Below are 13,744 nucleotides of genomic sequence, written 5' to 3'. Positions count from 1 at the left end.
GCATAACTGCTAATCTACGTCAGCCCCTTCTTTTATGCGGACGTATTTCAAAAAAATAAAGGTCTGTAGGAATATGGATAGTAATACACCATAGAAAATAACTTGTTTTCCAAGCTGCTTCTTAGAGTAGAATATAGCAAGTCTGATAAAGGCAATGACGGCTGCAACTAAGCATAAACCCATTAGGAGGAAAAGGATAAATCCCATTTTTTTTCTCAATTCATTATAAATATCAGTGTGTTAAATTCTTAGTTTTCTTTAGAGTCCGACTAAGGTTCATTTTTGAAAACTAAAGAGTTTTTACATATTAAATAAAGGCCGTCTGAAAAAACAGCAAACTGATTTTTCAGACTAAGTAGCTAAAAGGTAATCCGAATGGCCAATTATCGGATATTTAGGGAGGAGAGGGGAAATAAAGGGGGATTTGGAACAAAAATAGCTGAAATCCTGTATTTGATTCTCAGTTTTTGGCTAGGTCGTAATAATACTTATTGATCCAATCGGATTAACTTGCCTTTTATTTTGGTGCAAATACCTCCATCCTCTCCACATCGCATCAGTTTACCATTGTCAATAGCTTTATTAATTTCCTCAACCCATTCTATACGTTTTATCTGGGTATTAGCCAGTTGAATAGAATAAACTATTGTACCTAAACATAATAGAGCAGTTAGGCAAAATAGAGTGATTGATGCTATTACCAAATATTTTAAATTTTTAGCTGATTGCTGCTGCTGTTTTTCAATTTCACGAGAATTTTCGAGCAACCATCTTCCACTTGTCTCCATCCTTTCGGTAAATTTATCTACTGACTGATTTAAACCACGATGTACTTCTTCTGCGGCTGTTTGCTTAATAGTATCTGCTGAGCGGTTCAAATCGGTAGTTGCTGTATTCAATTCTTGGAATGCTTGTGAAATTAATAGTTCAGCATTTTTTGCCCGCTTTTCCGTTTGTCCAGCTAAAGCAATGATATTATCAGTCAGATGATCAATTTTTTGGTCTAGATCCATATGTTTTCCTTAACTTCGGACGATACCTGAAGATTTTGATTGCTCTTCGGCTAATCTCATATTTTCTTGCTCCTGGAACATTTTTTCCGTATTTTGTTGTAAACCTCGATTAATGTTGGAAGCAAGTAGACTGTCTAGCGAATGTTGCATTGTTTTGTCGTCTGCTAATAATGCTGCAAAACCGTATTCACGGAATTCTTTAGAGGAAGCATTTGAAGCTAAAGGTTTGCTAAGATCAAGTTTATTTGCATCAGCATAAATAGTTTTATCGCTATGAGGATGTTTACCCTTATCTTGCATAAGATGCATTGACCGACTATCGAATATAGATTTTGGAGTAGGCGTACTATTAATAAGCTCTTTAATCTTTTCCTGATCTCTATCAAATTTTTCTGTCATGTTACGCATGATTTTCATTTTTTCGTAAAGATTGGCATTCGCAAAACTGACTGCAGCAAATAAAGTTTTTGAGGTAGCTACATCACCTCGATAGTCTGAAATCATAAATTTATTTGCTTCCGCTAATTGGCGAGCACGAGTGTAATTATGTTCAGAAAGGATCGAATCTTTACCCACAAAATGATCAGATGAGTGAGCTTTAAATGCTCTTGCTGCTGCAGTCACCGCATGGTAAACAGACGTATTGCTTTTATTGTTATAGCCAGATTTTTTTAAAGGGGCAAGGTCGTCTTGTTCGGCTAGAATGATAACTTTACCGTAATGCGGATTAGCAGCAGAAACGGCATCTGCAGCTTTAACGTAATTGGTTACATTACCGTTACCCTGTCGTACACCATGCATAAGGACAGCGCCATATGCATTAAAGGTCACTCCTTCATGGCCAAAGCGGTATGTTTGAATTTGAGCGTGTGTTCCACCGAGTGAATGTCCGGTATGAGTAACAGAAGGTTTGGGTAGATATGGGCGATTACGATGAAACTCTTCTGCTTTTGAAATAGCCATGCGTGTTAGTTTTTCTGCATCGGCTGATTGATTATTCATACTCCGGGTAACCATTTTTAAGTCTGTATACCCATCACTCAAATCCTTAAGACTGATCGCGGTTCCTCTATGGGCAGCAATAAAGTCATTGGTACGGACATCTTGATATACGGCACCATAATATCCAGTTCTCGGATTATTCCATACAGCAGCTACTTTATATTCATTACCTCCGATTTTAATAGTTTCGTTTCCTTTGGTAACGGAGCGTGAGGTATAAGCATCTATAGCCAAATCGGCATGTTGCTGTCTAGTAATTTCACTCATGGTCGAATTTCCTCTAAAGAAACGGTGATGCTGAATTTTTCTTTGTCTTGATTTGGATTATATAGCTCTGAGGGTGTTATTCCGTAATGAGTGGGATTATCAATATAAATAGTACCGTCTTCTTTTTTTGAAAAAGGATATGGTCGTGTTGAGAAATATTGCGTTAGTGTTTTTTTACTCAGTAGCTTTTCCAATATATCGCTAAAATTGAATCTGGTTTCTTCAGGTTTACCCGTTGCTGATAGTGAAAAACCAAATCCTTCTGGGTTCCAATGACAAACTCCGTCGCCAAAGTAGTCTTCATTTAAAACAGCATCTGCATATACAATGGATTCATATTCAAACTCATTGATTTGATGGATATCAAACTGTACATTTTTTTCAGGATGGGCGGGAGCACCTTCAATTTTATTGATGATGTATGTGCAATCCTCAGCTTTATAGCCAACGCCCATCTTTCCTATGAGTTTTAAGGGGCCTGGGGCATCATTGATTTTAATCTTGAGGCGGTATGCTTGTTTAGGCTGAGGATTTAAATGAAATTTGGCTTCTGTCTCTTGTTGAATACTCATACTGTTCTCCGAATTGCTGCAAGCACTTATGCTGAAAATTGAAAGCAAGGCTGCAGTCAATAATACGATCATCGGTTTCATTAGGTTGTCCTATTAGAATAGAGGGATAGTCCAAAGACTGGTGCAGATGGCTTTTTATTTTACACGAATAAACTAGTGAATCAACATATTAATCATTTTGGACATTTCTTTATTGTTGGGGGAAGGTATTTTTAAGAATTCTTGGATGGGAAATGATTGTTTTGTAGTTACATTTGTTTATTGTATATAGGTAATTATGGACAACTTGTACTAGGGTATAAGTAGAGAAACGTATAGCTGCTTTATAAGTTAGACGATTTGATTATTATGAACCTGAACAGTAATAAGGAAATCAATGGGGCACTCTGTAAAGGCTAAAGAATTAATTATAGTAAGCTAGATACTGATAAGGAGAGTTTTTTCATCATTTATATTCGAATATAAAACAGCCTTTTCCATCAATAGCCAAAAAACTTTGTTTGAGTCCCGACTCTTGATAGGAAAAGGCTGTGTTGTAAAGGCATTAGCTATTTATATCTTAGTGATGGCTACACCCGCCGTGGGTTTCTGTAAATTCTATCATTAAATGGTGCTAAAACGACCTAAAACTTTATTTTCTACATTATTATTTAGTGCTAAACGGGTTAAAAATTTATCCTTAAGTCAAAATTACAACGATATTTGAGACTGAATTATCATGCCTGTCAGAAAAATTCCTAAAAATTACCGTAATATCACTGGAATGGCCGCCCATTCTAAGTCTGTAGGCTGCGCAGCTTATGAATCTTCTTTGGAACGGGATTTCTTTAGTTTATTGGAGTTTTGTCCCGATGTAATCCGCTTCGAGGTACAACCGGTTTCTATCGAATGGTTTGATGATTCCGGCAAAAAGCATATGTACACACCTGATGTTTTGGTGCACTACAAACCTAGTCGGCAACCTGTTACGATAATTCTCTATGAAGTCAAATACCGAAGCGATTTGAGGAAAAACTGGTCAGTATGGCAGCCAAAATTTAAGGCAGCAAGAGCATTTTGCCGACAAAAGGGCTGGATGTTCAAACTGGTCACTGAAGTTGAAATTCATACAGTCTATCTTCAAAACGTGCGATTTCTGCTGCCCTATATGCGGAATGCCGTTGTGCATGAATATTACGAGCCATATATGGTACTACTTGACCAAAAATTAAAAGAGCTTAAAACAGCTACTCCGAGAGAGCTAGTTGCAGCTGTTTTTCAAGATGAGTGGAATCAGGCAAAAATTTTACCAGTGTTATGGTATCTAGTGGCCGTAGGAGAAATCGGTGCAGATTTGAACCTACCGCTGACGATGAATTCTCCATTATGGAGAAAGCGATGAATACCGGAAAGGCTGTGTTAGATATTCGACCGGGAGCAATGGTCGAATTTAACGGGATCTGCTGTGTAATTACAAACATTGTGGATTTGGACGCGGTTTTGCTGACTGAGGTAGAAAGCCGTAAAACTTATCAAGTTAAAGTGGCGGAGTTGTCCTCCATAACGAATGAACCTCCTTCCACCCAAGATTTAAGTACCATCGATGCACAAGAATGGGCCACGGCAACAAAACGTTTTGAGATTATCAAGCCTTTACTGGACGATAAAAAACGGACGAAGAAAGCTGTTGAAGAAAGAGCTGCACAGTTTGGTGTTCATGCCAATACCATTTACCGCTGGCTTCGGCAATACCACGAAACAGGTTTGCTGACGGGTTTATTCAAACAACACCGAAAAGATAAAGGTTGCTATCGTATTAACAGCAATGTCGAAGAGATCGTCCAATCCGTTATTGAAAAAGAATATCTGACCAAACAAAAAAAGCCAGTCCAACAAATAATTAACGAGATCAAGCGGCAATGCTTGGATGTAGGATTGGCATATCCTCATAACAATACTATCCGTGCCCGCATCAGCAAGCTGGATCCTCAGTTTAAGATAGCGAAAAGACAGGGGAAAAAAGCTGCTGAGGAGCAGTTTAAACCGTCTAAGGGCAGTTTTCCCAATGCGGATTTTCCGTTGGCGGTCATTCAGATAGACCATACGAAACTAGATATTATTCTGGTGGATGATGTTTACCGTAAACCAATTGGTCGCCCGTGGATCACAATGGCAGTTGATGTGTTCAGCCGGATGATTCCCGGATTCTACATTTCCTTTGATCCACCTAGTGCATTATCGGCAGGATTGTGTCTAGCTCATTCTGTACTGACAAAAGAAAAATGGCTTGCCCAGCATGAAGTGGAAGGCTTGTGGCCGTGTTGGGGATTACCACGAAAAATCCATTTGGACAATGCAAGGGAGTTTCACGGCAAAGTATTGGAAAAAGCCTGTAAACAATACGGTATCGACATTGAATGGCGTCCGGTGGCGCGGCCACATTTCGGTGGTCATATAGAGCGACTGCTGGGTACGGTTTTACAGGAAATACATACTTTGCCCGGTACGACTTTTTCCAATGTTGTCGAACGTCGTAATTATGATTCCGAAGACAGTGCAGTATTTACACTGTCAGAATTTGAAAAATGGCTGACAACTTTCATTACCGGTGTGTATCACCAGAGGATGCATTCAGCATTGGGTATGTCGCCGATGGCCAAATATAAAGAAGGTATATTCGGTACGGACTCTCTCCCGGGAACGGGTATGCCGCCTAAAGTCTTAGATGAAACCAAATTCCGATTGGATTTCATGCCTTTTGAAATGAGAACCGTTCAACAATATGGCGTATCCATCCATAAAATTCATTATTGGCATGATGTACTTCGCACTTGGATTGGTGCAACAGAACCGGGAAACCCGAAAAGGGCTCGTCAGTTTGTGTTTCGATTTGACCCTCGTGATCTCAGCGTAATCTGGTTTTTTGACCCTGAATTGAATAGCTATTTTGCTATCCCTTACCGGGACAGTTCCCATCCAGTTATGAGTATTTGGGAGTTAAGAGAAATCAACCGCCAACTCAAACAGGAACACAAATCCAACATTGACGAAAGAATGATTTTTTCAGCTTATGGCAAGATGCGCGAGATGGAAGAACAAGCTCAAGGCAAAACCAAAGCGGTACGCAGAGCGATGCAACGACGTAAAAATAATGAAAGTATTGCTATAACCAAACCGGTTCCCAAAGAGAATAACGGTATCAATAATACAGCCACTGCTTTTCCGCAAATGGATTCGCTGGAGACTGAAATGTCTTTTGAAAATGTACAGCCGTTTGACGACTTGGATGATTTGTCATGAAATATCCTCATTTGCACAAAAAAACCGCCACATATTTGGATGTTGATACAGAGGAACGCATCTGGCACATCCGTTCGCCGCATTGGATAGGTTATCCCCAAGCTGAGCACATTTTGAACAAACTGGAAGATCTTTTGGTTTATCCCAAAATCCACCGTATGCCGAATCTTCTGATTGTCGGAGATACCAATAACGGTAAAACCATGCTGGCTCACCGTTTTTTGAGAAAACATCCTGCTGACCTAAATTTAGATGGTGACAGTGTATTGGTTCCTGTACTGCTGGTTCAGGCTCCACCTGTTCCGGATGAAGGAAGATTTTACAATACTATTTTAGATGCAATCTTTGCACCATATAAATCGCATGACAGAATAGATAAGAAGCAGACTCAAGTCATACACTTACTCAAACGTATGCAAACTAGAATGCTGATTATTGACGAAATCCATCATATCTTGGCTGGTAGCATGAACCGGCAAAGGGCTTTTCTGAATGTCATCAAATATCTAGGAAACGATTTACAAATACCGATTGTCGGTATAGGCACTAAGGATGCTTTCCGTGCGTTGCAAACTGATCCGCAGTTATCCAACCGATTCGAACCGGCTGTTCTGCCTAGATGGAACTTAGATAGAAATTTTCTTCGGTTATTGGTTAGCTTTGAAAGAATGATCCCCCTGAAAAGACCGTCTGAACTGCAAACGAGAGAACTTGCCGTCAGATTGTACAATATGAGCGAAGGATATATTGGAGAGCTATCTCGGGTACTGACAGAAGCTGCCGCAACTGCTGTACAAAATGAAACGGAACAAATAAATCATGAAGTGCTTGATTCAATCGGCTGGGTAACACCTACTGAGCGGAAGCGGCAAATAGACAAACTGGCTTAGATATGTCTGACTTACATCTTTGGCCAGCACATCCCCATCCGTATCATAATGAACTACTGTCTTCATGGCTGGTTCGAACGGCACATGCGAACGGACTAAAAGTTCAGACATTTTGCAACTTAGTCTTTGGGAACAATTATGAGATATGGAATCGGGATATTGACAGATATATTCCAGAGTGGATAGTTACAAAGCTAAGTGAAAAAAGCGGAATAAGTGCGGAGAAAATCGATAGAACTTCACTACGGCGTTTTCAGGGCATTTTGTTTGACAAAGTACGTCCATCAGGACATCTGACGTGGGTAAACAGTTTGCAGATATACCATCGGAAACGCGTAGGATACGGTTTATTGTTCTGTCCATTGTGCTTGGCAGAAGACTATGAACCTTATTTTAGGGTGTCATGGCGTGTTGCCTGCTATACCTTTTGCCCAAAGCACAAAGTGATACTTCACGACCGATGTTCACATTGCGGTGCGGGTGTTGCATTCCATCGGCAAGAGATGGGAAATATGCAAGAAACAGCGTTTCGGCCCCTCAAATTCTGCTGGCAGTGTAAAACCGACTTGGCTTGTACAGAAACACAACCCGTTACAGCTTGGAGTGGTAATACACTTGAACAATGGCGAAGACTGTTAGTTTGGTTGGAACACTACCCGGTAGAAAGTTCACAAAACAGTTATAGAGACAGTTTGAAAATATTGCACCACTTTGTCACGCTATTAACTTCACAACGACTGGCACCGAAATTATATTCCTATTTATGCCTAAAAACCGGTTCACAACCACAAAAAATTGATAAAAGCAAGCGTACAGCATGGGAAAGCAGAGGACTGATCGAACGCCACCATACTTTGGATTTATGTTGGTGGCTGATGGATAATTATCCGGACAATCTCTTTCAGGCATGGAAAGATGGTGTTTTGCGCTATAACCATATGCTGAAAGATTTTGATGATTGTCCAGAAGAATTCAGAAAACTAGTTGCCACTTTAAACAGAAACAGCAGGAAAAATCTTTATCGTAAACAACATTTAAAATAACAGTTACTATAAAAAATATTTTCTTATAATTCCCCATTTATTTATTGATTAATAGTCTCTTTTCTGGGATATTTATGTCCTTTCCATAAATCATGATCTCAGATCCTTTTACCTTATTGTATGCACAATAGGTCAAAAAATACTCATCCTGCCTGTACTTCTGATAGATTTTTTTTATTTCAGAGCAATTATCATACGAGACTATCCATTTTCGATTCACAGAACCTAAGGCATTACAAATATTGACATGGTCATTATGATTATAAAAATTCCTATACAGTCCTTGTCCCTTTACATAATATGGCGGATCTAGATAAATAAGTGATTTCTCTGGTAGTAAGGTATTTACTTTTTGCAGCAATGATAAAGCATCTTCATTGTATATGTGGATATGATTTGCATATTTCGCAATGCGAATAATCAATTTGGACAATCGTTCTTTATTGAATCGGGCATCTAGTTTATAAGTTCCATTTTGACTTTTCCCTCCAATTACTCCAGCTTTTAAAATACCCGACCGGTTGGTTCTATTTAGATAGAAAGCAGCAAACCCATGAGCCAACGAAGAATATTCTTCCGGATGCTGCAATATAATTTTTTGTTTTTCCCATTCTTCAACAGATAGTGGCACATCATACAAGAGTGCTAGAAAATTTTCTGAATCGTTCGTAATAGAGTTCCAAAAGTTATAAATAGCTAAATCCAAATCATTAATATGGATGTCAGAGCAATATTGATTGAAAAGTAGATCTAAAGCCACGCCACATCCACCAGCAAAAGGCTCAAGATAGTGCCCTCCCGTTAGATTGTTGACATCCATTACAGCCCTTACGAAAGGTGCAAAAGCCCCTTTCCCTCCAGGGTAACGTAGAGGGGTAAGAGGATTGGAATGTCCAGCCATTGAGAAACCTTTTTACTATCTGTTTAGTTGTTGATTATAAAGTAAGCTAATCTATTTGGCCAGCTAATTTTGACGGTAACTTTTAGAACATGAAACAATATTTACTGCTTCAACAATTCTCTCTAAAAACATATCTACTTGTGTTTCATTTTCTCCGCACCACTTTTCAATGATGCCACTTTTTTCAATAAAGTTCACATTATCTTGAAACCATTTTTTATTCTCATCCCGATTAGAATTTGATGTTAGAGTCATAACCCTGTCTCTAACATAGTCGCTTGTATAGGCACCAGGCATCTGTTTCCAGAAGTTATCATTATGTCCTTCAAGCTTTCTTTGCAAGAAACGATATAGAATCATCTCCGGATTGCGTTCAGTATGTCTTGTGTTGTCAGTGAAAGTGGAGTCATTTGGCAATGGACATATATTTGGGTTTTCTTCAATTGTTTTTCGATTGGACTCACTAGAGAAAACATCATTATCTGGAATTAAAATAACACTTTGAAAATATGAATCTCCTTTATGTAGATCCAATAAAATATTACATCCGACACTTAAGCTGATCAGTTCCAGTTCTTTCCCAAAGTAGTCTTTATCATGAATGATATTTTTGTATTTTAATATCTGTTTAAAGAAAAATAATGCTTCATCATCTTCAAAATAAAGCTTTATTGTTTCTGGCTTATCTTCAAGAGGGGCTAACACAAGCATATCATTTTTAATTTTTGTATATGTGGGATTTTCCATAATCCTAGGAAAGTTTGAGTCTTGTAAGTAAACAACACCATTTACCTTCTCTCCTGGATGTTCGTTTTTGGACAGGATAGTTTTAATGACAGTTAATGAATGTGTGGTTAAGATAATTTGAAGATTAAGTTTCCTAGCTTGTGTATGAAGTAAATTTATCAGTTTTTCTTGGGCTCTAGGGTGTAGTCCAGCGTCAACCTCATCAATTACCAAAATACCTCCACTATAAGTTTGAGGGGAGGTTCTTTTTAAATAGTTGAATGAAGCTAAGGCAGTCACTATTGAGCTAAGTGAATCTTGTCCCAACGAAACTGTAAAAGAATGATATGGAAAAGAAGGGAGATATGAGCTTTTTTTAGAGCTCGAAAAAGAGTGAGCTGTAATTTCATTATCAGATTCATCAAAATACAATACATCTTTAAAAGAATTAACAATAAAGTTTTTGTCTTCTCCATTCATTTTTTTAATGGTTTTTTTATCGATAAGTTCCGCATCAAACTCACCAATAGGTGTCATTCTACTCATTCCCAAGTACAGGGTAGGAATTGGCATTTTACCAGCTCCTTTAAGTTTTTCATCCAACACCTCTATCTCTGGAGTATTAGGTAATTGTTGTGTTCGTGGAATAATACGTAGCCGCCAGATATTAATTAGTGGTTCAGAAGATGAAGATAATGAATTATTATCAAAATCTTCTAAATCAAGAGAATGATTTGGATCTATATGCTTATCTTCCGGTACCTTAATCATATGATTTTTATAGAGCCGCTCCTTGATAGCATGTTTTTGTATACTTACTGCACATATTTTATTGAGTTCAATAAAGCTGCCATCTTGGTTTGTCTCGACATGATATTGAACGGTAACCTTAGGCGTATCTGCTTTTTTAGTCCCCTTTATAAGGTAGTTGTCATAATCTTGAAAGTAGTCCAAATGGAAAGCTTCTTGAAAATTAGATTGAAATACTTTTCCGAAAAAACTTTTCTCCCCTTTAGAAAGTCCAGAGCAGTTAGCAATCAAACCTAATATAGTAGATTTTCCAATGCCATTATGTCCTGCAATTGCTGTAATATACGGAGCAATGGGAATTTCAATATTCTTTAACTTACGAAATCCTTTTTCATCGAAAGATATTTTTTTTAGTTTCATTTTATTATTCTCAACTTAACTTTGATAAAGATAGCTCTAGGATATTTTAACCGGAAATTGTTGAACAGATTTTATAGATAGATAAAGCATACTCCTCAATGCTAGGCCAACTATGCTTCATAGACCTGATATGAAACTTTCCGTTTGTTGAAATATTTTTCCAAATTCCTTTTGACTTAGCAAGCGAATGCAAGATTTTTTTTATTTCTTCAGTCTTCATTGAACTTGCTCCATATATCATAGCAGCAGTTAAGGATTCTGATTCTCTTTGTTCAAACTCCACCAACCAAAATAGCATATTATCTATATTGAGTTCGGCAATTAAAACTCTTCTTGGAGTTTTGACTAGGTTGGTTGTTGTTGCAGAAGTATCTAAATAAGACCATTGACTGCTACGATTAGAAGTTAACGGTATATATAGGGTCGGCCATACTTTTGCCGTAACACCTTTATCTTGATAGTTCTCTGATAAATATCGGACAGCGGCCATCATATTTTCAAAGGTAGCAGGCAGAGCTTCGGAACGACTGTGAGAACGTAGCTTTTGAGCGATGCCTGTTTCTTTTCCAACATTAATAGAGATTGAAATGGGAGCAGTTTTGGACTGTCCTGATGTACCGTCGCCGGTTCCCAATGCTGTGGTCGATTCCGATGGCGGTAAAAACAGTAAGTCTGTTTTTCTATAATTACAAAACTCTTTTTCAGGCTTGATGAGTTCTTTATTCCAAAGATCTCCAAAACGTTCTTTTACATAGTCAATAACCATTCTTTTCATATTCTGCACAGGTTCTTCTATGCTATGCAGTTTTTTTGAAGTACCAGATTTTAATCTCTGGTTCCTTAGATAAGGACGTTTATTTGATTCCGGTAGATCAGTTTCTGGAGATGCTTGCCTGCCATCATTGTCTCTAATAACCACTAAATTAGAAAAAGGAAAGGGAGCAGTACAACGCAATAATTCTAAGATTAAGGTACGAACTTTTCCACCGCTAGTAAAACTTAGGCAGCGTGCAGCCCAATCTGTTTTTCCTTGAAACGGGAAATTAGTTTCCGGCATCGGCTGATGATACTTCCCCACTGATTGTTTGACTAACTAACGATGAATTTGGAAAAATCCCTGCTGTGCATTTTTGTCCCTTAAAATCCTACCCAAAACCCATCCCTCATTATCGTAAAGCCATTGTCGTAAATGGATTATGAGAATCTTGGTTTTTGAATCAAAACCGCATCGCTCACCGATGATTTGATCGAAATTAGTTTCATATGACCCCAAAAAAGCAATCTTGGCCAAATTGGTTGAAATGGCGTAATAAAAACGAATAACTTCAGCAACGGGAATAATGATTGAATAGGGATCTCCATCAGATTCAATAGCCAAACATCTTGCAGATAATCCATTTTTGAAACCGCCAATATCAAAGGCAGCTTTATTGATGATATAACCGGTTTGATCTTTATGCGCTGCTTCAATCAAACGTACAGAATCTTCAGCTATGTTAACGTTTGGTAAATTACTAGGCACGATAACTTGGTAATCCAATAACTTACCGTTTTTCCAAAGAGAACCGATAGTAAGTACCGGCAGTTGTCCAACACCAATAGTGCAGCATATTCGCTCTTTATTTAACCAGCCAAAATCAGCAATAGACGTTTTGTCTGTTACTGATACAGGTCTGAGATAAACGTCGATGGTCGGTTCCGTAGGTACGTTATCGTTTTTTCGTACTGCTCCGAACCAATCAATTCTCCAAACTCTTCCGTCGTTGGGAAATTCTTTAATCTGGATCACCGGCATCTTGTTATTCCATGTTAGCACCATTTAGCGATGTATAGCACCAAAGAGCGATGTTCAGTATCATTTATTGTTAGAATTCACAGTTTCACGCAAAGCTTCTGCTGCTTGTTCGTCAGCGTGGTAGCTGGAACGAACCATTGCGCCGATGGCGGCATTGGTAAAGCCCAATTCGTATGCTTCTTTTTCAAAAACTTTGAATTGGTCAGGCGTTACATAGCGCAAGACGGGTAAGTGGCCGTCTGAAGGTTGCAGATATTGGCCGATGGTAATCATCTCGATATTGTTGGCACGCATATCGTGCATGATTTCGCGCACGTCCTCGTCTGTTTCGCCCAGGCCGACCATAATGCCGGATTTGGTCGGGATATGTGGCATCATTTCTTTGTAGCGGCGCAGAAGGTCGAGGGAGTGCTGGTAGTTGGCACCCGGACGGGCTTTTTTATACAGGCGCGGATGGGTTTCCAAGTTGTGGTTCATCACGTCAGGCGGTGTTTCTGCCAAGATTTTCAATGCGATGTCCAAGCGGCCGCGGAAGTCGGGAACGAGGATTTCGATTTTGGTATTCGGGCTGGTTTCGCGGATGGCTTTGATGCAGTCGGCGAAGTGTTGTGCGCCGCCATCGCGTAAGTCGTCTCGGTCGACAGATGTAATGACGACATAGCGCAGGTTCATGGCTTTGACGGATTCGGCCAAGTGCTTAGGCTCATCAGGATCCAGCATATTCGGGCGGCCGTGGCCAACGTCGCAGAATGGGCAGCGGCGGGTACAAATATCGCCCATAATCATGAATGTGGCCGTACCCTTGGTAAAGCATTCGCTGATATTGGGACAAGATGCTTCTTCGCACACGGTATGCATTTTTTGTTCGCGAAGAATGTTTTTGATTTCAAAGAATTTCTTGCCCGGCAATTTGGCGCGGATCCATTCGGGCTTTTTCAATTTTTGTTCCAATGGAACCACTTTAATCGGAATGCGTGCAGTTTTGTCTGCACCTTTCAGTTTGATGCCGCGTTTGGGGTCGTTTTTTACTTCTTCACTCATGGTGATGTGTTCTTTCTGTCGTTATAAAGGCCGTCTGAAAAGCTT

The 13,744-nt window shown here is 39.1% G+C and carries 12 protein-coding genes; 4 read left to right on the top strand and 8 right to left on the bottom strand.

Features of this window, described 5'->3' with window-relative positions; all coding sequences use genetic code 11:
* Positions 1-488: 488 nt before the first annotated feature.
* From HMPREF2661_RS02695 to HMPREF2661_RS02685, 3 genes are read right to left on the bottom strand one after another with little or no spacing between them, the layout of a single operon-like run.
* The gene (locus HMPREF2661_RS02695) at positions 489-1,013 is read right to left on the bottom strand and encodes a hypothetical protein (RefSeq protein ID WP_049323184.1); all 525 of its coding nucleotides are present in this window, start codon (positions 1,011-1,013) and stop codon (positions 489-491) included.
* A 9-nt stretch (positions 1,014-1,022) separates the two neighbouring features.
* Positions 1,023-2,282 carry a hypothetical protein gene (locus HMPREF2661_RS02690; RefSeq protein ID WP_049359052.1) on the bottom strand — a complete coding sequence of 420 codons (1,260 nt, stop codon included), beginning with the start codon at positions 2,280-2,282 and terminating at the stop codon, positions 1,023-1,025.
* Entirely contained in the window at positions 2,279-2,854 is a 576-nt protein-coding gene (locus HMPREF2661_RS02685; RefSeq protein ID WP_234398652.1) for a hypothetical protein, read from the bottom strand. Before HMPREF2661_RS02685 ends, HMPREF2661_RS02690 begins: the two co-directional genes overlap by 4 nt.
* 718 nt (positions 2,855-3,572) lie before the next feature.
* On the opposite strand from HMPREF2661_RS02685, the gene HMPREF2661_RS02680 reads away from it, so the two are divergent.
* The 4 genes from HMPREF2661_RS02680 to HMPREF2661_RS02665 are packed head-to-tail and all read left to right on the top strand — an operon-like array spanning position 3,573 to position 8,066.
* On the top strand, positions 3,573-4,235 hold the full coding sequence (locus HMPREF2661_RS02680; RefSeq protein ID WP_070822274.1) for a heteromeric transposase endonuclease subunit TnsA: 663 nt from the start codon (positions 3,573-3,575) through the stop codon (positions 4,233-4,235).
* A complete protein-coding gene (locus tag HMPREF2661_RS02675) occupies positions 4,232-6,133 on the top strand; it encodes a Mu transposase C-terminal domain-containing protein (protein ID WP_234398651.1) in 1,902 nt (633 codons plus the stop codon). The genes HMPREF2661_RS02680 and HMPREF2661_RS02675 overlap by 4 nt, the downstream gene beginning before the upstream one ends.
* Positions 6,130-7,023 (top strand): TniB family NTP-binding protein, encoded by an 894-nt coding sequence (locus HMPREF2661_RS02670; RefSeq protein WP_070822272.1) that lies wholly within the window; start codon positions 6,130-6,132, stop codon positions 7,021-7,023. Before HMPREF2661_RS02675 ends, HMPREF2661_RS02670 begins: the two co-directional genes overlap by 4 nt.
* A 2-nt stretch (positions 7,024-7,025) precedes the next feature.
* Complete coding sequence (locus HMPREF2661_RS02665; RefSeq protein ID WP_070822271.1) at positions 7,026-8,066, top strand: TniQ family protein; 1,041 nt, start codon at positions 7,026-7,028, stop codon at positions 8,064-8,066.
* A 37-nt stretch (positions 8,067-8,103) separates the two neighbouring features.
* Here HMPREF2661_RS02665 and HMPREF2661_RS02660 read toward each other — a convergent pair whose 3' ends face one another.
* The 5 genes from HMPREF2661_RS02660 to lipA form a co-directional block, all read right to left on the bottom strand.
* On the bottom strand, positions 8,104-8,967 hold the full coding sequence (locus HMPREF2661_RS02660; RefSeq protein ID WP_009116833.1) for a DNA adenine methylase: 864 nt from the start codon (positions 8,965-8,967) through the stop codon (positions 8,104-8,106).
* A 63-nt stretch (positions 8,968-9,030) separates the two neighbouring features.
* Positions 9,031-10,863 carry an AAA family ATPase gene (locus tag HMPREF2661_RS02655; protein WP_070822270.1) on the bottom strand — a complete coding sequence of 611 codons (1,833 nt, stop codon included), beginning with the start codon at positions 10,861-10,863 and terminating at the stop codon, positions 9,031-9,033.
* A gap of 46 nt (positions 10,864-10,909) precedes the next feature.
* Positions 10,910-11,920 (bottom strand): hypothetical protein, encoded by a 1,011-nt coding sequence (locus tag HMPREF2661_RS11740; RefSeq protein WP_234398650.1) that lies wholly within the window; start codon positions 11,918-11,920, stop codon positions 10,910-10,912.
* A gap of 36 nt (positions 11,921-11,956) precedes the next feature.
* Positions 11,957-12,658, bottom strand: a complete 702-nt coding sequence (locus HMPREF2661_RS11735; RefSeq protein ID WP_234398649.1) for a hypothetical protein — start codon at positions 12,656-12,658, stop codon at positions 11,957-11,959.
* 60 nt (positions 12,659-12,718) lie between these two features.
* Positions 12,719-13,699: a lipoyl synthase gene (gene lipA, locus HMPREF2661_RS02645; RefSeq protein ID WP_070822269.1), complete on the bottom strand. Its 981-nt coding sequence runs from the start codon at positions 13,697-13,699 to the stop codon at positions 12,719-12,721.
* Positions 13,700-13,744 lie beyond the last annotated feature (45 nt).

The organism is Neisseria sp. HMSC061B04, assembly GCF_001836705.1.
Lineage (GTDB): Bacteria > Pseudomonadota > Gammaproteobacteria > Burkholderiales > Neisseriaceae > Neisseria.
The sequence above is the reverse complement of the archived record's forward strand: the minus strand, read 5'-3'. Positions and strand labels throughout refer to the sequence as shown.

Coding starts and splice junctions, on each gene's coding strand:
- HMPREF2661_RS02695 (WP_049323184.1), bottom strand. CDS start 1,013: ATGGATCTAGACCAAAAAATTGATCATCTGACTGATAATATCATTGCT.
- HMPREF2661_RS02690 (WP_049359052.1), bottom strand. CDS start 2,282: ATGAGTGAAATTACTAGACAGCAACATGCCGATTTGGCTATAGATGCT.
- HMPREF2661_RS02685 (WP_234398652.1), bottom strand. CDS start 2,854: ATGAGTATTCAACAAGAGACAGAAGCCAAATTTCATTTAAATCCTCAG.
- HMPREF2661_RS02680 (WP_070822274.1), top strand. CDS start 3,573: ATGCCTGTCAGAAAAATTCCTAAAAATTACCGTAATATCACTGGAATG.
- HMPREF2661_RS02675 (WP_234398651.1), top strand. CDS start 4,232: ATGAATACCGGAAAGGCTGTGTTAGATATTCGACCGGGAGCAATGGTC.
- HMPREF2661_RS02670 (WP_070822272.1), top strand. CDS start 6,130: ATGAAATATCCTCATTTGCACAAAAAAACCGCCACATATTTGGATGTT.
- HMPREF2661_RS02665 (WP_070822271.1), top strand. CDS start 7,026: ATGTCTGACTTACATCTTTGGCCAGCACATCCCCATCCGTATCATAAT.
- HMPREF2661_RS02660 (WP_009116833.1), bottom strand. CDS start 8,967: ATGGCTGGACATTCCAATCCTCTTACCCCTCTACGTTACCCTGGAGGG.
- HMPREF2661_RS02655 (WP_070822270.1), bottom strand. CDS start 10,863: ATGAAACTAAAAAAAATATCTTTCGATGAAAAAGGATTTCGTAAGTTA.
- HMPREF2661_RS11740 (WP_234398650.1), bottom strand. CDS start 11,920: ATGCCGGAAACTAATTTCCCGTTTCAAGGAAAAACAGATTGGGCTGCA.
- HMPREF2661_RS11735 (WP_234398649.1), bottom strand. CDS start 12,658: ATGCCGGTGATCCAGATTAAAGAATTTCCCAACGACGGAAGAGTTTGG.
- lipA (WP_070822269.1), bottom strand. CDS start 13,699: ATGAGTGAAGAAGTAAAAAACGACCCCAAACGCGGCATCAAACTGAAA.